This is a genomic window from Kineococcus xinjiangensis (genome assembly GCF_002934625.1).
Classification (GTDB): Bacteria; Actinomycetota; Actinomycetes; order Actinomycetales; family Kineococcaceae; genus Kineococcus_A; species Kineococcus_A xinjiangensis.
The window spans coordinates 1-17779 of sequence record NZ_PTJD01000025.1 but is presented as its reverse complement, the minus strand read 5'-3'; the positions used below and the strand labels follow the sequence as shown (position 1 = coordinate 17779).

Sequence of the window (17779 nt, the reverse complement as noted above, 5' to 3'; positions counted from 1 at the left end):
TCACGCAACTCCGCGGGGTAACGCTTGGACGTGCTCCCTGACATGACTCCATCCTTCCCAAGGAACGGAGTCTCCGGACTCGCCGGGGCGGTTCACTTCGATCTCGCCGGCCACCGCCTCGGGTAGCCCCCGCAGTGCCACTCGCTTCGGGTACGAGGCCTATGATCTTCATGTCGACGGCCAGACGCGCAAGGCCCTCAAGCTCATGCGTGTCGCGGCAGCCAATCCGGCCTTGACCGAACCGGAAGCGGCTTCCTGTGTCACCGCCACGCCCGTCGTGGGCTGCCGCGTCCTCGTGATGAACTGGGGCCCGTACACGGCCGGCACGTCGCTGCAGCGGGTCACGTCTATCGACCTTCTCGCCGCAGTACCCGCGACCGCCACAACGGGTCCGCACCTGAGCGCCACACGCATGGTCAATTACCAGTACGACACGAGCGCACGCCTCGACCGCGTTGTCGACCCGGGCCCCAGTGCACCCAGCGCATTCCCAAGCCAGCCCGCTTTGAACACGATCTACGGCTACGACGGCCATGGACGCATTGGCACGCTGATCCCGGCCGGACAGACGTCATGGCAGCTCACCTACGACGCCGCAGCAGGGCCCAGCTGGGACCGTGCTCTGAGCAGCTCCTACGGCCGCCTGACCTCCGCGTGGCGCCACGCGCTGGCGCCCGGGTCGAAGTCGACTCTGTCGGGGACCGCGTCGTGGGATGTGGTCTATGACGTGCCGTTGGACGTGACGGCGTACGGGCCGTATCCGATGAGCCCGGCGGCGACCGCGCTATGGGGCCAGGACGCGCCGCCCACGGACGCCACCGCGGTCTTCGGTCCCACCGCTGGCGCCGATGCCCGCGCCAGCAGTGATCACTACGCCGGTGACGACGTCGCCAACGGTTCGGCCCGTAACTGGGCCACCGCCACCGTCGCGTACATGGACGTCAACGGCCGCACGGTGAACACGGCTGCTCCGTCGAGCGCGGCGGGGCGGTGGGTGTCGTCCGGCACCGGGAATGTCACCAACGCGGATGTGGCGTCGGACCCGGCTCGTGATGGCGCCCGTAACGGTGCTGGTGTGCAGGGCCCGACCGGCACCACCGGCACCTCCCCAGCGGCTGGTGAGGTGGCGGTGCCGGCGAAGGGTGCGCGGATCACCGCGGCGCTGATGAGCGATGCCGGCAACCCGATCATGCAGCTGTCTGCGGGCAACCGTGTCCTGGCCCTCGGTCAGGACGACACCGCGGCGCTGACCGCGGGGGGCTCGAGTGCGGCGGCCCAGCTGGGCGGACTCGGCCTAGCGGCCAAGTTGTCGTGGCAGCGTGCGCAGTTGCTGTCCACACAGGTCGTGTATGAGAAGGCGGCTCGTGAGGTCAACGGTGCGAAGTCGGAGCGTCCGATCGCGGCGGCGAGCCCGTTGCGGTTGATGCAGACCCAGCCCGGCCCGTCCGGCTCGGCCGCGGCGCAGCCGGCCCGGACCCTGTCGTTGACCACGTACGACGAGGGCCGCCCGGCGACGGGGGCGAAGGTCTTCGACAAGCCCACGAAGTCGACGGTCGGGTTCATCGCCGGCGCCGCTCTCACCGCGGCGGGGAGCTATCAGTCGCGTGCGGTGACGGTGGCGTCGGTGCCCAAGCCGACCGACCCGTCGATCACCGGCGCGAACGGCATACCCGTGGTGCTCGGGGATGCCCGCACCACGGTCACGGAGTACGAATGGACCCGCAGCGGCCAGCCGACCAAGACGGTCGCGGATGTGGGCGGGGCGAACTCCACCACCACGACCAGCTACGACGACCTCGGCCGCGTCACCGCGGTGACGATGCCGAAGGACCCCACTTCCACCACCTCGGCGAGCACCACGGTCACGAAGTATTACGGCACCGGCACGGCGGAATGCGGCGGCGTCAACGCCGTCGTCTTCGGCAGCATGGTCTGTTCCACCGGCCCAGCGGGTGCCGTCGTCGGTGCACCGGCCGGCAGCCCGACTGAGCTGCCCGTTACGACCCGCACCTACACCCGCACCGGCAAAACCGCGGCGAGTGAGGAGCACATCGGCGCCACCCTGCTGCGGCGGACCACCACGGCCTACGACGGAGCGGACCGGGCCCGCCGGACCCGCACCGAGACGTTCCCTGCTCTCGGGGTGAGCGCCGGGGTGGAGGAGAAGACCACCGCGTTCGACGACGTCGGCAACGCCATCTCCACCACCGACACCGGTACGGGCAAGGCGGTCACCACCGACACCGACGCCCTGGGGCGGCTGATTTCCTTCACCGACGCGACCGGTCTGCGCACCACCACCGCCTACGACCGCGTCGGGCGGGTGACAACCTCGACAACCATCGACACCGCGACCTCCGGTGCCACTGCCGGTAGGTCTTGGACTAGCCAGCAGTCCTACAACTCAATCACCGGCGACCTCAGTCAGATCACCGACCCGCAGACCGGGCCTGCCACGATCGCGCTCGACCTTGACGGGCGTACGGTGGCCACCACCTGGTCGGCGGCGATGGGCGCGGTCGTCAAGCGGACCGTCTACGACTCCACCGGCAACCCCGTCCGGCGGGTGTACACCGCTGGCGGCATCACCATTTTCGACGAGGCTGTCGGTGCCGCAGAGACGAATGCTGGGGGTGGGAAGAACGCCCATGGCCAGCAGGTCCAGTCAACGCAGTCGCTGACCGCGATCCCCCTCACGGCCACCGGTGAGCCGGCCGGCGTCGACGTGGCTGCCGTCAAGGCTCAGACGCGGCAGCGTCGTTACAGCTACGACGGTCTCGGCCGCCTCACCGCGGCTGCGGACACCCGCACCGCCGCCGGCGCCACCGCGGCTTCGTGCACGGTGCGGACCTACGGCTACGACGCCAACTCCAACCGCACCGGACAGGGCTCTGCCGCCACCGCGGGGGTGTGCCCGGCGACCGGCTACACGCTGCCCGCGGCGAGCGGGCAGCCGCACAGCTACGACTCCGCTGACCGCATCACCGACGCCGGCTACACCTACGACGGCCTCGGGCGCACCCTCACCCTGCCCATCGGGGATCCCGCCGTCCCCGGCAGCGCTTCGGGTGGTGGCTCGATGGCCATCACCTATGCACCCGAGGACATGGTCGCCGAGCAGATCATCCGCGACGCGGCAGGTGCGGTGACGGGGGAGAAGCAGACCTTCGCTCTCGACCCCACCGGCGACCGCGTCGTCACCACGAGCACCGCCCTGCCCGGGCAGACCGCGGGCACGACCATCGTCAACCGCTACAACGACACCGACGACAATCCCATGCTCGTCGTTGAAGCGGACGGCGCCATCACCCGCTACGTCACCGGCGCCGACGCCGACCTCGCTGCCATCATCACCACGGCGACCGACGGCACCACCGGTCTCGCATGGCAGATCGCCAACCTCCACGGTGACCTGGTCGCCACCCTGCCCAACACCACCACCCCCGCCGCCATCGCCAAGCCGATGACCGACGAGTACGGCGCCAACCTCGACGTCTCCTCCGGGAAGCACAACACCCCCGGAGAGCGCTACGACTACCTCGGCGCCAAGCAGCGCTCCACCAACGCCCGCGCCGGCCTCACCCTCATGGGCGTCCGCCTCTACAACGCCACCACCGGACGCTTCCTCTCCGTTGACCCCGTCCTCGGGGGTACGCCGAATCCCTACGTCTATCCCAGCGATCCCATCAACCTGTACGACCTTGATGGTCGGGCTGTTGCGCTTGCAGGAGTCGCCGCAGTGGGTTTCGCGAACGCGTGGAACCCAGCAGGGGTCGCCATTCTCGTGGTGCTGGGACTGGCCGCCGCGGGAATGTTCGCGTACGGAATTTATCAGAGGAAGAAGAATAAGCCGAGCGGCAATCCAAAGGAACAAAAGTACAAGAAGCGTTTGAACAAGAAGAGCTCCGATGTAGTGCATGACACTGAGGCCGCGGCTAAAGCCGCTGCCCAGGATGAGTACAAGCGAGGCGGCGGCGGACGGAAATGCTGGCTCCGAGGCCCATGTAAGCAGCCCGGCCACGTCGCTCACGTAGACTATGGCGGCACGCGGAAGAACCCGGAGCGCACTACCCACCACAAGGTAAGGTTGGATAACAACAAATGAGCAAGCAGTGGACATGGAAGGAGTACCTTGAGATAGCGCTCGATCCAGACGGCCGCGAACTAGTGGTCCAAAATTTGCTCCGTCGCACGGATATATCGGACGCGCTAGCAGGTACAATTCCCATCCTCGAGGCGGGAGTCGGAGAGCGGGCGCTACGCGAAACGACCCGGCTCGACATGCTGATTCGGGAACGCGCACTGCAACGAAAGTCTGACAATGCAGTCGACCCAGAAACCGGGGCAGAAGGTTTTTTGTTCTCCTTGGCGAGCGAAAAGCGAGAGAGTCGCGCCCTGCTGATTACCTGGCGCTGCTAGCCGTCAGTGAAGCGTCACGCCCGCGGGCCGGTGGGCGCGGTTTGGGGTCAGGTGTGCCGATGGTGACTGGAATCCAATCAGCCATGCAGGAGCGCGGGCAGCACAACCAAGATCCGATCGCACGTTGCTGCATATAGACAGGTGCTCACGGAGGGGTGGTCGGTCACGAAGCAGTCGGCGGAGGTGACGAGATGTGCGGGCTGCCATCGGGGCACCCGCACCAGTGCGGGCGCAGCACCCAGCGCTCGCCTCGGGCGCAGGATCAGGCCATGCGCCAAGGCGATGGGTACGTGGCCAACTAGAACGACTCACCGCAGTAGCGACCAGTCTGCCGTGGTGACCCGGCGTCTTAAGCATCGTCGCGGATAGCCCTCCCCTACCCGTGGATAAAGGACATTCTCTACGGGTAGAGAAGTGGTGTCGCCCGTCAGGAGTTGGCGGCGCTGAGTGCGCGAGGCGCCTGAGCTGCGCACGCAGCGGCGTCGTGTGACCCCGCTGTCGTGTCGGACACCTGCGTCACCCTTGCCGCCGTGTCCGAGCCCGCTGTCTACGCCGACTCCAGCCACCGGCTGTTCAGCGGTCTCGGTGGGTGCGTGCCGCGGGAGTGGACCGAGGCGGCCGCGCCGGTCGAGGTCGTCGTGCGGCTGCAGTGGTCCGACACCGGCGAGGAAGAGGTGCACGCCTTCGCCGACGTGTGGACTGCTGAGTTGGTCCGCGTCGACGTCGAGGGTCTCGCCCGTGGGGAGTGGTTCCGCGCGCAGGACGTGCGTCGGCCCTGACACCGCGATGCGGCGCGCCGGGCGCGGCGCTCAGGCACTGTCTAGCGGGTGTGGCTGGCTGCCCGCAGGGCTGGCAGGAGGGCACGCCAGGGGCTGGCACCGCGACGGCGTGGGCGGTGGTCGCCTGTCGGTGGTCGCCTGTCGGTGGTCGCCTGTCGGTGGTCGCCTGTCGGTGGTCGCCTGTCGGTGGTCGGCGGAGAAGCCAAGCGGTGGAGCAGTCGACCGTGGCGACGCGAGTGGCCAGGCAGTGACTGCTGGAGCGGGGGCATTTGTCCAACAGCCTGTGGGACAAATTCCCCTCGCCTGCGCGTGGTGCTGTGCACCGAAGGTGCTCGCTGATCGGCGAAGGTGAGTCGGCGCTGCGACGGAGGAGCAGCACCCGGGCGCAGGCCGGCAGAAGGCACAGCCGCCGCGCAGCGGTGTCCGGTTCCCCGCGGCTACGCCGCTGCCGCGCGTGGTGGGCGGCAGCGGGGTAGCCGTGCGGTCTCAGCCGCGCCGCTTGCCCTTCCACAGCGGCACCAGTCCGTGCGCCAGGGTGTCGGTGAGGATGATGGCGAGGCGCTGCGCCGGGTTGAGGGCGAGGGCGTCCAGTGCGACGGCCTCGGCCATCGCGGGGTCGTCGCAGACCCAGGACAGGAACGCGATGGCGGCGTGGGCGTTGGCGCGCTCGACGGTGGGCATGGCCGCGTCGTCTGCGATCCGAGCGAAGCCGTCGATGATGCGTCCGGCGAGGTCGAGGTCCGGCTGGCGGTGCGACGCCGCCACGGCGGTGCGGGTGTCGGCCGTCCACAGCGACTGACCGGACCAGCGCCAGGACTCGGCCCAGCTTCCCCGCTGGGCCATGACGAGCAGCGCGTCGCGGGAGGCGCGGTGGTAGGCGGCGGCGCGTAGCTCCTGCATCGTCACGGCGTCGTCGCCGTCGAACAGCCAGCGGTGCCACGCGGCCTGGCTGCGCTCGATGTCGTCTACGGGGGTGGCGCTGGCGGTGAGGACGTCCACTGGTGGTGCTCCTTCGACGTGCGGTCAGGTGCGCCGAGGCGGGCACGCGGCCATCTGCCAGCGGCAGTCGGCCGAGCGTTGCTTCGCCCCCTCCCGGCGCAGTGAGATCAGGGCCGCTGGAGCCGTGCGCAGGCACCCGCAGGGCGCGGCGCAGCCGCGAGCCGAGGAAGCCCCGCACCGAGAACGATCACGACGGCCGCGTCCTCGAGGGAGGCACGACCGAGAGCGGCAGGCGTGATGGTTCGGAGCGTGCGGGGTCGAGCGCAGCGAGCTCGGCTTGCCGCAGTACGGCGGGCGGCCAGGATCGAGCGCCGGGAGAGGAAGAAGCCCACAGGACGCCGCGGCGCAGCCGCGACCGGGCGGCGGCCCCGGAGCGAGGTACGAGCGAGCCGCCGCACCCCGGCCGCAGGCCGGGCGATGAGGCGCCGCCGTGGGCGCCCGGTGCGCCGACGCAGGAGGCGCCGGCTGCGACGCAGGAGCAGCCCACCCGGCCGCAGGCCGGCGAGGAGACAGCCGCCGCGCAGCGGTGTCCGCTGGCACCGCCCTGGCGGGGGCGGGACCGCCTGACCAACGGTCCCGCCCCCGCCCCGGCTCAGTCGGCGGTGCCCTCCTCCCCGGTGTCCTCGGTGGCGAGGTCCGTCGTCACCGTCTCGGCGCTGGTCGTCTCCTGCGCGGGCCTGGCTGCCTTCTTGCCGTCGCGGGTGCGCTGCTCGACGGGGGAGAGGGCGTAGCCCTGGCTGTCGAGGAAGGCGAGGTAGCGCTGGTGGGGGGCGCGGTCCTGCCGCCAGGCGGTCTTGTCGATGGTGGCCTCGACGCTGGCCAGGACGTAGGCCAGGGCGAGCACCCCGTTGCGCCCGTCGTTGCCCTTGGCGACGGCCTCAGCCAGGGCGCTGCGGTCGTAGGCGCCGTAGTTGTGGAGGTTGCCGCTCTTGAGGCCGAGCAGCTCGTGGAGCACCTCCCCGGCCTTGCGGTTGATGTCGGAGTGGACGTCGCCTGCCAGCAGTGCGGCGGCGAGGTAGCTGGCCGCGCCCTTGGGCAGGGTCTTGCGGGTGAGGAACTTGGTCAGCCAGTCGCGGCGGACCGTCTCGGCGCTGAGCATGGCCTTGTTGGACTCGCGCACGTCGCGCCGCTCGGCGCGGGCCTGCTCGCGGACCACGGGGTCCATGTCGGCCAGCTTGGTCGTGGTGGTGGTGCTGAGGCTGCTGGCGTAGGTGCGCGGGCCGTAGCCGTACTTCTCCGCCTCGACGCAGTAGGCGACGGTGACGAAGTCGTCCACGAGCAGCGCCCGGCGACCGTCCTCGTGGTGCAGCTCGTCGTAGACGGGCCGCCCGTCCGCGTGGACGCCGAGCACCGCCTCGTCGTCGCCCTCGTCCTCGTCGTCGCCCTCGTCCTCGTCCTCGTCGTAGGCGAGGTCCTCATCGGCGTCGTCCGCGTCCGCGTCGGCGTCGTCCTCCCACGGCTGGACCTCGTCGTGCGCGCCGGGGTCCTCGCAGGCGGCGCCGGGGTAGGCGCTGAGAGCACCTCGGCAGGAGGAGCAGACGGTGGCGCTGGCCTGCTCGTCGCCGTCCGCCGTGGTGGCCTCGTCGCTGGGACGGGTCCAGCCCTCGGGCAGGGTGGTCATGCGGCGGCGCAGCTCGGGGATCAGCTCGCCGGTGGTGGCGTCGATGTAGACCTCGGCTGCGTCGAGGTAGACGGCGTAGCCGGGGCAGGCGCGCTGCTCGTCGTCGGAGATGGGCTCGTTGCCCGCCTTGACGAGGTTCTCGAACCGGCGCGTGTCGGTGTTGGAGTAGTAGGACGGCTGGGAGTCCAGAACGGTGATGCCCTGCTCGCGCAGGGCCTCGGTCCTGGCGCGGCGCACGGCGCGCACGGGGGCGTCGTCGCGGAGCCGCTGGGCGAGGTGGTCGAACTGGGAGTCGCCCAGCCGCGAGGTGAGCTTCTCGACGGCCTCGGTGTCACCGGCAGCGTCGAACTCGGCCAGGACCGCGCCTTCCTCCATCGTCATGGCGTGGGTGTCGAGGCTGTCCAGCACGGTCTGGCTCTTGGCCAGCGTCAGCGCGGCCTGGACCTGCTTCTTGTCGCTGGCGGTCTGCTGGGCGATGGCGTGGGCGCTCATGCCGAGCACCGCGAGCTGGGCGAACGCCTTGACCCGCTCGGAGTCGCGCATGCCCGCGCGGTGGTCGTTTTCCGCGAGCTGGTCGATGATCCGGTCCGCCTCGCCGGACTCGGGCACGACGTAGACGGGGATCGTCTCGCGCCCGACCTGGCGGGCGACGAGGGTGCGGCGCTGGCCGAGGCGGACCTCGTAGGTGCCGTCGGTGCGGTGGATGGCGGTGACGGCCTGGATGACGCCGCGCTTCTTGATCGAGTTGATGAAGCTCTTGTCGGCCTCGATCTGCGGGTCGAGGCGGACGTTGGTGCCGATGATGAGGTCGCGCGGGTCGAGGTGGACGAGGGTGACGCCCTCGACGGTGGGTGCGTCGGTGCTGGCCGTGGTGCCCTGCGAGGTGCTCAAGGTCGCCTCCTGCTCGCTGTCCTGGGTGCTGGTGTGCTCGGTGGTCGTGGTCGCGGCGCTCATGTGGTCGGCCTTCCTGCTCGTGCGGTCAGGTGTGCCGGGGCGGGAACCGGGCCGTCTGCCTGCGGCATCCGGCCGAGCGTTTCTTCGCCCCCTCCCGGCGTCTTGAGATCCAGGCCGCTGGAGCCGTGCGCAGGCACCCGCAGGGCAGCGGCGCAGCCGCGAGTCGAGGAAACCCCGCACCGAGAACGATCACGACCGGGGCGCAGTCAGCGACCGAGGAACGAGGGGGCAGCCCCGGACGTGATGGTTCGCAGCGTGCGGGGTCGAGCGCAGCGAGCTCGGCTTGCCGCAGCACGGCGGGCGGCCAGGATCGGAAGCCGGGAGGGGAGAAGACCAACAACCGCCGCCGCGTCAGCGGCGACCACCGGCCCGCGAGGCACGAGCGGGACGACCGCCCGCAGGGCGACGCCGACGCAGGAGGCGCCAGGCGGCGGCAGCAGAGCGAGGTACGAGCGAGCCGCCGCACCCCGCCCGTCAGGGCGGGCGACAAGCGCCGCCGCAGGCGCCCGCCACCAAGATCCCGCGCAGCGGAAACACCCCGCCGCGGCGCAGCCGCGACCGGTGCGCCGACGCAGGAGGCGCCGGCTGCGACGCAGGAGCAGCCCACCCGGCCGCAGGCCGGCGAGGGAGACAGCCGCCGCGCAGTGGTGCCCGCTGGGCCCGCCCCGGCTGGGGCGGCGTCGCTGCCGCCCCAGCCGGTCGCGCTCAGACGGTGGCGAGCACCTGGTTCAGGGTCGTGACGGTGGAGCGGTCGAGGTCGTCCACACCGCCGGTCACGGCGCGCAGTCGGTTGCGCTCGTCACGCTCGGCGCCCTTGACGGTCTTCTCCCAGTGCTCCCAGGTGTTGACGGCCTGCACGACTCCCCAGCCGGTGCCCTTCCAGTCGGTGACGCGGGAGTCGTGGCGCCACATCCGGTCGAGTCCGTCCTGCTTGTTGCGGGCGATGGTCTTGGACCGGTTGCTGCCTTCGATGGGGGCCACGCGGTCGAGGAAGGCGCTCCACTGGCGGTCGGTGACGGTCGTCTCGCACAGGGCCCGCACCTGGTCCTGGAAGGCGTCGGCGGTGACTTCCAGCATGTTGAGGGCGTCGCGAGCCTCCGTGAGCCGGAGGTCTGCGTACCGGCTGTGCTTGACCTTGACCTGCTGGCCCTTCTCCCCCAGGGCGGCGGACAGGGTGTTGTCGCAGACGACCACGGTCACGACGCGCTTGAACGTGGTGGCGAGCGACCCGTCGTGGCTGGTGCAGGCGAGCAGGTTCGGCCGGAACGTCACGCCCTCACGGGTGGTGATGTTCTCGGGCAGCTCGATCGAGACCCATGCGACCGCGCCGCCCTTGAGCAGTCCGGCCGATCCGATGGACAGGGTGTCGCCGACGAGGTTGCTGATCTTGTTCAGCAGCCACTCATCGAACTGGTGCACCTGGTAGCCGCCGGAGAAGATCCCGTGCACGGCGCCGGTGCTGATGCGAGTGATGGCCTGGCGGTCCTCGATCCGCACGTCACGCACCGGGCGGTTGTTCTCGTCGAAGCACGTGAAGTCGTCCAGCGTGGCGGGCATCCGCACCGACACCGGGTAGGACGCCACTTCGGCGCTGCGCAGCAGCTCCGCGACGGTGGCGAACGGCACGGCGCCGGGGTAGTGGTTGGAACGCTCACCCTGGAGGCTGTCGACACGATGCCAGGCGTTGCCGCGCAGGTCGGTGAAGCCGATGACGGTGTTCTGGTTCAGCCAGGTGAGGGTTTCGCGCGACATGGGGTGTCCTTCCGGTGCATGCGGTCAGGTGCGTCGGGGGAGGGACTCGGCCGTCTGCCTGCGGCATCCGGCCGAGCGTTTCTTCGCCCCCTCCCGGCGCAGTGAGATCCAGGCCGCAAGAGCCCTGCGGAGGCATCCGCAGGGCAGCGGCGCAGCCGCTGAGCCGAGGAAACCCCGCACCGAGAACGATCTTGAGACGGTGCCGTCTGCGACCGAGGAACGAGGGAGCGGCGCCGGCACAAGATGGTTCGGAGCGTGCGGGGTCGAGCGCAGTGAGCTCGGCTTGACGCAGCAGGGCGGGCGGCCAGGATTGAGCGCCGGGAGGGGAGAAGACAGAAAACCGCCGCCGCGTCAGCGGCGACCGCCGGCCCGCGAGGCACGAGCGGGACGACCGCCCGCAGGGCGACGCCGACGCAGGAGGCGCACAGCGGCGGCAGCAGAGCGAGGCACGAGCGAGCCGCCGCCACCCCCGGTGCGCAGGCCCGCCAGGGCCGCAGCACCGGGGCGACAAACGCCGCCGAAGGCGCCCGCTACCAACAGCCCGCGCAGCGGGGACACCCCGCCGCGGCGCAGCCGCGACCGGTGCACCGACGCAGGAGGCGCCGGCTGCGACGCAGGAGCAGCCACCCGGCCGCAGGCCGGCGAGGGGCAGCCGCCGCGTCAGCGGTGTCCGCTGACCCGCTCGGTGCGAGGGCCGGTGCCGCCTGACCACGGCACCGGCCCTCGCGCTGGGCTCACCCTGCGGCGGGCGCCGCCTGGGCGGGGAGCTGATCGCGCAGGGCGTCGCGGATGCGGGCGAGCTCGTAGCCTCCGCTGAGGCGGTAGTCGGGCTGGATCAGCTCGATGCGGTCGAGCAGCTCCACGACGCGGGCGGTGTCGCCTGCGGTCTTGGCCTCCTTCGCCTCCGCTTCCAGGGCGGTCGCCTCGGCCTGGCGCTGCTCGGCGCGGCGGCGCTGCTCCTCCTCGCTCAGCTCCAGGACCTCCGGGTGCTGCTCCAGGTAGTGCTGGGCCACCTCGATGACTGCGCGGAAGGTCCAGGCGAGGAACATGCCGCCCAGCCACTCGACCGTCTCCGCGAGGTAGCGGGCGCCGTCCCAGCGGCTGCTGACGAACGGGTTGCGCCACAGCGTCGGGGCGTGCTTCTCCACGACCAGCTCGAAGCGGCGCAGCTCGACGGGGGACAGCTCGGCCAGGAGGGCGGCGGCGACGTGGCTCAAGGTGTGCTCCTTCGGTGGGGAGGTGCCGCCCGGTCATCGGCGCCGGGCGGCGGTTGCTGCGAGCTGGTCAGTAGTCCTGTGGGCCGATTCCGGCGTCGACGGGCACGTAGCCGAAGTCGCGCGGGGTGTCCCAGCCGCCCCGGATGTACTGCTCCCAGACGTCGTGGCCGAAGCGGTCCACGGCCCACCGCTGGTGGGCGCGGTAGTCCTCGCCACTGGGCACGTCGGTTCGGCTCTCGTCGCCGTCGGGGTCGGCGCGCTCGATGAGGCGCAGCTTCTCCGCGGTGGTGAGCGTGTCCTGAGCCATGCCGTCCTCCTTGATGGTGCGGTCAGGTGTGCCGGTGCGGGAACCCGGCCGTCTGCCTGCGGCATCCGGCCGAGCGTTTCTTCGCCCCCTCCCGGCGCAGTGAGATCAGGGCCGCGGGAGCCGGGCGGATGCACCCGCAGGGCGTGGCGCAGCCGCGAGTCGAGGAAACCCCGCACCGAGAACGATCACCGGCGGTGGAGCTCGGGGAACGGCCGACGCAGGAGGCCGGCGAGCCGCCGGTGATGGTTCGCAGCGTGCGGGGTCGAGCGCAGCGAGCTCGACTTGCCTCCGACCGGCGGGCGGCCAGGATCGAGCGCCGGGAGGGGGCGAAGACAGACAATCGCCGCGGCGCAGCCGCGACCGGGTGCGGGCGAGGAACGAGCACGCCACCGTGCGGCGGCAGGAGAGCGAGGTACGAGCACGCCGCCGCACCCCCGGTCCGCAGGCCCGCCAGGGCCGCAGCACCGGGGCAACAAGCGCCGCCGCAGGCGCCCGGCGCGAGAGTCCAGCCGTGCTCGACCCTAATGGGCGCATCAGGTCGCTATAGACGGCACCGACGTCATATACGAGCCTACGAGAGGAAGTGCGGTGCAACCCACGATCACCGGCCCGATGCGCACCCTGCACGGGGTCGTCGCCGTCCTGGCGGCATTCGCCTTCCTGTTCTTCGCCATGGGTGTGCTGATCTGCGTCGTCAGCATCCTCTTCATCTGGATGGCCCCGCTGGTGGCGCCGTGGGCCCATGGTTCCGGCGCGCTGTGCCTGCACTCCTACACCGTGTGGCGCACCGGTATGACCCCTAGCGAGGTCGAGTACGTCAACGACCTCGCCGATGAGGTGCAGCGGGAGCGGGACCTGGAGCGCATGCGCCAGCGCATGCGCTGAGGCGGCCCGTCGCCGCAGCAGCCAGCCATCCCTGAGTCGCCAGCGTGCCCCTCGTCCCCATGTGGACGACCCGGGCGAAAGGCAGGGCCCGGCTCGCCCACATGGGGACGACGGGACCCAGCGGTCCGGCTGCACCCCGCTGGCAGGTGACCGGGGCTACACCGTGTCCAGGCGGCGATCCGCCAGCCGGGCACAGCCTCAGCATGTGATGGGCACGGTTGAAACCCCGCAGGACGGGGTCAGTCGATGGGCAGTCCGGTGTGGGCGGTGACGAGTTCGTCGGCGATGAAGCAGACGTCGATGCCGGTGGCTGCGGCGACGCGGGCGGCACCTGCAGCGACGTGATCAGCGGGGTGTCGGCGAGGAGGGCGACGGCGGCGCGGACTGCGGCGACCTGGGAGGGGACTTCGGCGATGCGGTCCAGGAACGGCGCGGTGGCGTCGTCGAGCAGGGCGTGCAGCAGGGGAGTGGCCTCGCCTCGCTGCAGCTGCTGCGCCAGGTGCTGTGCGCCGTGGTGGCGCAGGACGTCGGCGGGGTCGGCGCCGGCGGGGAGGTTGAGGTGGGACGGCCAGATGTCGCGGGCCCGCAGCATGGGCCAGGCACGGGCAGCGGCCGCGCGTCCGGCGGCGTCAGGGTCGACGGCGAGGATGAGACCTCGGCTGGCCAGGGACTCGCCGGGGCTGACTTCGCGGATGAGCGCATCGAGCACGGTGAGGTGCTCGAGGGTGAGAGCGGTTCCGCAGAGGGCGAGCCCGACCCATCCGGGGGCGTAACCGCCGCGAGGGGTGCCGTTCGTGGCGGGCCGGGGTCGTGCGGCGGAGGCGAGCTGGATGGCCAGGGCGTCGACGGGGCCTTCGACGAGCACGGGCACGGCTCCTGCGGCCAGGGCCTCGCGGATCCCGGGGTGCCCGAGCCCGTAGAGCAGCCGGGCCTTGGCGAACGTGGGCGTCTCGCAGGTGTTGAGGTACTTGGGCAGGTCCTTGCCCTGCTGCTGGGCGGTGGCGAGCTCGGCGTCGAAGGCGCGGGCGGTGAACCCTACGGGTCGGCCGTGCTCGTCGTGGATGGCGAAGGTGATGCGGTCGCGGAAGCGGTCGATGAGGGTGCCGCGCTTGCTGCGGGTGGCGACGCCGGCGAGCAGGAGGTCCTCTCCGCTCCACCCGGTGGCGAGCAGGTGCTCGACCAGGCTCGACCAGCCGGGTGGGGCGTAGCCGACTCCGGCGCGGGTGACCTGCGGGGGCAGGCCGCGCCGGGTGAGCTCTGCGCGGGCCCGGGCGCCGGTCTGCGTGTGGGTCAGCTGCTGGTGGTAGAACGCGACGGCGGCCTCGTGGATCGCCACGGCCACCGTCTGCGGACCGTGGAAGGGGCCCGCTCCTTCCGGTTGCGGCGCTGGCTGGGACGGTGTTGGGGGTGGCGGCGGTGTCGCGTCCGCGGTGCTCGCCGGATCCAGCGGGCAGCTCACCTGGAGGGTGTTCCTCGAGGAGGCCGCCGGGTCTGCGCGCCGGCCACCGGTCGCGGGGGCTGCGCACGCTGCGGCGCGGGCTGCCGCGAGGGCAGCGGCGGGACGTCCGGCCCGGACGTGGGTGGCCGCGCTGGGCGGGGCAGGGTGTGCCATGAGGGCCTCCACGCGACGACGGCGGTCAGGGCTGCTGGCCGGGCTTGAGCCCGTACGCGAACTCGTGGAACTCGTCGTCCGTCATCTCGACGTGCTGCGGGCCGAACTCTTCGGTGCAGCCGGGGTTGGGGCAGTCGCAGCCGAATGTCCTCGCGTGCGCGTCCCCGTCCGGGGTGCTGTCCGGCGCGGGGGGCGGCGGGGGGAAGCAGAGGTCGCAGCCATCCCAGGTCAGGAAGGACACCGCTCGCTCCGCACGGCACGTGCCGCAGGTTCCGGTACGGGCGACGAGAGTCTCGGTCTGACCGTGGGGGTAGGTGAGCTGCAGTTCACCGCTCTCGTCGATCGTGACGGTGACGCCGCCGTTGGCGGCCTGGGTGCGGATGTGCTCGAGCATCGCCAGCTGCAGTGCGGTGCTCAGGCTGTGGCCCGCTTCGAGTGCGGTCTGCACTGACGGGACCTTGTCGCTGAAGCCGGCCAGCCAGGGGATCATCTCCTCCGTAGCCATGCTGTGCTTGCCCATCGTGTTCCTCCTCGAACGTGCGGTCAGGTGTGTCGGTGCGGGGACCCGGCCATCTGCCTGCGGCATCCGGCCGAGCGTTTCTTCGCCCCCTCCCGGCAGCAGTTCGATCCAGGCCGCGGAAGGTGGCCGAGGGCACCCGCAGGGCGCGGCGCAGCCGCGAGTCGAGGAAGCCGCGTACCGAGAACGATCACGGCGGCCGCGTCTTCGAGGGAGGCACGACCGAGAGCGGCTGCGTGATGGTTCGCAGGGCAGTGGCCGAGCGGAGCGAGCTCGACTTGCCAGCGGACACCGTGCGGCCACGATCGGACGCCGGGAGGGGAGAAGACAGACAAGACGCCGCGGCGCAGCCGCGACCGGGTGGCGGGCGAGGGACGAGCACGCCACCGTGCGGCGGCAGTAGAGCGAGGTACGAGCGAGCCGCCGCACTCCCGGCCCGCCAGGGCCGGGACGACAAGGCGCCGCCGCAGGCGCCCGCTACGCCCGCTCAGCCGCCTGCCCCGGAGAGCAGGCGGCTGAGCGGTCAGGGCAGTGGCGTGATCAGGGCAGTGGCGTGATCAGGGCAGTGGCGTGATCAGGGCAGTGGCGTGATCAGGGCAGTGGCGTGATCAGGGCAGTGGCGTGAACGGCTGGGGGCCGGCCACGACGTGCACGGTGCCGGACGTCTCGTCGTGGGTGCTCAGGTCCATGACGCGGCCGCAGTCGCGGCAGGCCACGTGGCGCCCGTCCCAGTCCTGGTCCACCTCCTGGGCGGTCGTGGTGGCGTGGCTGAGCCCGGTGGAGCACGTGTCGTTGCCGCAGGGGCAGGTCAGGGTGTCCAGGTACTCCGGTGTCCGGCAGACGCCGGTTTCCGTGGCCTCCGGCAGAGGGGCACCGTTCGAGGTGGGGTGCCAGGAGGTGCGGGTGGTGTTCTCCCACTGGTGCGCGATGCCCAGGTTCCGGGCCCACTGGCGCAGGCGCGTCAGGTCGGCGTCGGGGTACTGGGCGAGGTCGAGGAAGACGTGCCGCCCGCCCTTCCAGCGACCCAGCCAGTGCGGGGCCAGTCCCAGCACCTGGTGCAGCTGCGTCCAGGCGTCCTCGGACACGTCGAGGAGCTCGACGTGCACGGTGCTGCCGTCAGGGTCGGTGAAGTACTCGTCGCTCACGCGCGGGGTCCTCTCGTGCTGGACTGGACTGGGGTGGGCGGGCGGACGGACGGACGGACGGACGGACGGACGGCGAAGATGTAGGCGCTGCGGCAGCGCCCGGTGCGTTCCCACTCCGCGGGCGGGGTGACGTCGTGGTTGACGCCGGTGAGGGTCAGGGCGAGGCCCACCGTGGCGGCGGCGCGCATCGCGAGGGGCTGCACGGCGCGGGAGTAGGACTGCCGGGGGGCGTGCTCGACGGTGACGGTCACGGTGTCGGCGGTGCGGGTGATGGTCGCGCTCATCGGCGGGAACTGGCCGGCCATGAGGACCTCCTGGCGGTCGTGGTGCGCTGGCTGGTGGCGTCGGGCTACTGCGCGGTGGGCGTCCAGTCCGCGGGCGGGTACAGGGGCAGGTGCTCACCGCGGGCTGCTGCGGCGTCCAGTTCGGAGGTCCAGGCGCAGTCGCGGCAGTCGCTGGTGCGCCAGTGCACGCACGCACCGGGCGGCGGAGTCCCCACGCTGATCCAGGCATCGGCGAGGGCGTTCTCGGCGGCGTCACGCGCGTGGGTCATCGGGCTGGCGATGCTCGGGCTGGCGGTGATCGGGGTGTCGGCCACGGGGGCTCCTTCTCGGCTGGTGGTGCTGCGGTGAGGGAGGCGTTGCCGCCGGGGCGCCGGGTGCCGCGCCGGTCGTGGTCGACGCGGCACCCGGTTCCTTGTGGCGGTTCAGGCGGCGGCGGGGAGCACGTGCAGGCGGGCGAAGTCCACGACGGTGAGCCAGGAGTTGGGCAGCGTCCAGACGCGGCCATCGGTGCCGCCGAGCCGGGCGAGGCGGACCTTGCGGTCGCCCATGCCCACGGCGACGAACAGCGTCTCGGGCGCCTCGCTCCAGTCGGGACCGGAGACGGTGACGACCTGCCCCGGCCAGATGGGCGGGGCGTAGGGCACGGGCTGACTGATGAAGCGCCCCGCCTCGGGCACTTCCCCGGCGTAGGGGGCGAACACGAACGCCTTGCCCTTGAGACCGCGCCCACCGTTGACCGGGGTGGCGACGTAGTTGACGCTGCGCTTGCCCTGCGGCACGGCTGTGATCTTGTAGACCACACCGAAGTCACTGGGACGGGCGTAGTCCTCGTGGACGGTGACGAGGTCGTGCAGCTGGTGGCTGGTGGCGTGGCTCTGCTGCGGCTGGCTCATGTGCTGGTCCTTCCGGTCGGTGCTGCCTCACGAAGGTGCGCCGGGTGGTGGGGGTGGGTGGCCTGCTGCGTGTCCGGCTGACCGCTCACCGCCCCCTCCCGGCGGTCTTCGATCAGGCCGCCGTGAGCCGCCGAGAGGGCACCCGCAGGGCAGCGGCGCAGCCGCTGAGCCGAGGAAGCCCCGCACCGAGAACGATCACGACGGCGCTGCCAGCGACCGAGGAACGAAGAAGCAGGGGTCTGCTGCATGATCCGGTGACACCGACGCTGGCTTGCCCGAGAGGCAGCCTGGGAGGATGTCGCTGTGCCCAAGCCTTACCCCCGCGAGTTCCGCGATGACGTCGTGCGGGTCGCTCGCAACCGTGATCCGGACGTGACGCTGGAGCAGGTCGCCGC

At 71.5% G+C, this 17779-nt stretch carries 14 protein-coding genes; 3 read left to right on the top strand and 11 right to left on the bottom strand.

Annotated features, from left to right (window positions below; genetic code table 11):
• Positions 1–232: 232 nt before the first annotated feature.
• A complete protein-coding gene (locus CLV92_RS23005) occupies positions 233–4105 on the top strand; it encodes an RHS repeat-associated core domain-containing protein (protein ID WP_158257362.1) in 3873 nt (1290 codons plus the stop codon).
• 844 nt (positions 4106–4949) lie between these two features.
• On the top strand, positions 4950–5198 hold the full coding sequence (locus CLV92_RS20420; RefSeq protein ID WP_146099707.1) for a hypothetical protein: 249 nt from the start codon (positions 4950–4952) through the stop codon (positions 5196–5198).
• A 486-nt stretch (positions 5199–5684) separates the two neighbouring features.
• On the opposite strand, the gene CLV92_RS20410 is transcribed toward CLV92_RS20420, so the two are convergent.
• The 5 genes from CLV92_RS20410 to CLV92_RS20390 form a co-directional block, all read right to left on the bottom strand.
• Positions 5685–6197 (bottom strand): hypothetical protein, encoded by a 513-nt coding sequence (locus tag CLV92_RS20410; RefSeq protein ID WP_104435886.1) that lies wholly within the window; start codon positions 6195–6197, stop codon positions 5685–5687.
• Between the two features lie 592 nt (positions 6198–6789).
• Positions 6790–8772, bottom strand: a complete 1983-nt coding sequence (locus CLV92_RS20405; RefSeq protein WP_104435885.1) for a ParB/RepB/Spo0J family partition protein — start codon at positions 8770–8772, stop codon at positions 6790–6792.
• Positions 8773–9477: 705 nt separating this feature from the next.
• Positions 9478–10524, bottom strand: a complete 1047-nt coding sequence (locus tag CLV92_RS20400; RefSeq protein WP_104435883.1) for a DUF932 domain-containing protein — start codon at positions 10522–10524, stop codon at positions 9478–9480.
• A 734-nt stretch (positions 10525–11258) separates the two neighbouring features.
• Positions 11259–11741, bottom strand: coding sequence for a hypothetical protein (locus CLV92_RS20395; RefSeq protein WP_104435882.1), 483 nt, complete (start codon positions 11739–11741; stop codon positions 11259–11261).
• A 67-nt stretch (positions 11742–11808) separates the two neighbouring features.
• Entirely contained in the window at positions 11809–12048 is a 240-nt protein-coding gene (locus tag CLV92_RS20390; RefSeq protein ID WP_104435880.1) for a hypothetical protein, read from the bottom strand.
• 588 nt (positions 12049–12636) lie between these two features.
• Between CLV92_RS20390 and CLV92_RS20385 the strand changes: the two genes are divergently transcribed.
• Complete coding sequence (locus CLV92_RS20385; protein ID WP_104435879.1) at positions 12637–12933, top strand: hypothetical protein; 297 nt, start codon at positions 12637–12639, stop codon at positions 12931–12933.
• On the opposite strand, the gene CLV92_RS20380 is transcribed toward CLV92_RS20385, so the two are convergent.
• The 6 genes from CLV92_RS20380 to CLV92_RS20355 form a co-directional block, all read right to left on the bottom strand.
• Positions 12866–14275 carry a toprim domain-containing protein gene (locus CLV92_RS20380; RefSeq protein WP_158257361.1) on the bottom strand — a complete coding sequence of 470 codons (1410 nt, stop codon included), beginning with the start codon at positions 14273–14275 and terminating at the stop codon, positions 12866–12868. The two genes, CLV92_RS20385 and CLV92_RS20380, sit on opposite strands and share 68 nt — an antisense overlap.
• A gap of 295 nt (positions 14276–14570) precedes the next feature.
• Positions 14571–15065 carry a hypothetical protein gene (locus tag CLV92_RS20375; RefSeq protein ID WP_104435875.1) on the bottom strand — a complete coding sequence of 165 codons (495 nt, stop codon included), beginning with the start codon at positions 15063–15065 and terminating at the stop codon, positions 14571–14573.
• A 605-nt stretch (positions 15066–15670) separates the two neighbouring features.
• Positions 15671–16207 carry a DarP family protein gene (locus tag CLV92_RS20370; protein WP_104435874.1) on the bottom strand — a complete coding sequence of 179 codons (537 nt, stop codon included), beginning with the start codon at positions 16205–16207 and terminating at the stop codon, positions 15671–15673.
• Complete coding sequence (locus CLV92_RS20365) at positions 16204–16512, bottom strand: hypothetical protein (protein WP_104435872.1); 309 nt, start codon at positions 16510–16512, stop codon at positions 16204–16206. Before CLV92_RS20365 ends, CLV92_RS20370 begins: the two co-directional genes overlap by 4 nt.
• A 44-nt stretch (positions 16513–16556) precedes the next feature.
• Positions 16557–16805 (bottom strand): hypothetical protein, encoded by a 249-nt coding sequence (locus tag CLV92_RS20360; protein WP_104435870.1) that lies wholly within the window; start codon positions 16803–16805, stop codon positions 16557–16559.
• A 108-nt stretch (positions 16806–16913) separates the two neighbouring features.
• Entirely contained in the window at positions 16914–17384 is a 471-nt protein-coding gene (locus tag CLV92_RS20355; protein ID WP_104435868.1) for a hypothetical protein, read from the bottom strand.
• Positions 17385–17779: the final 395 nt, after the last annotated feature.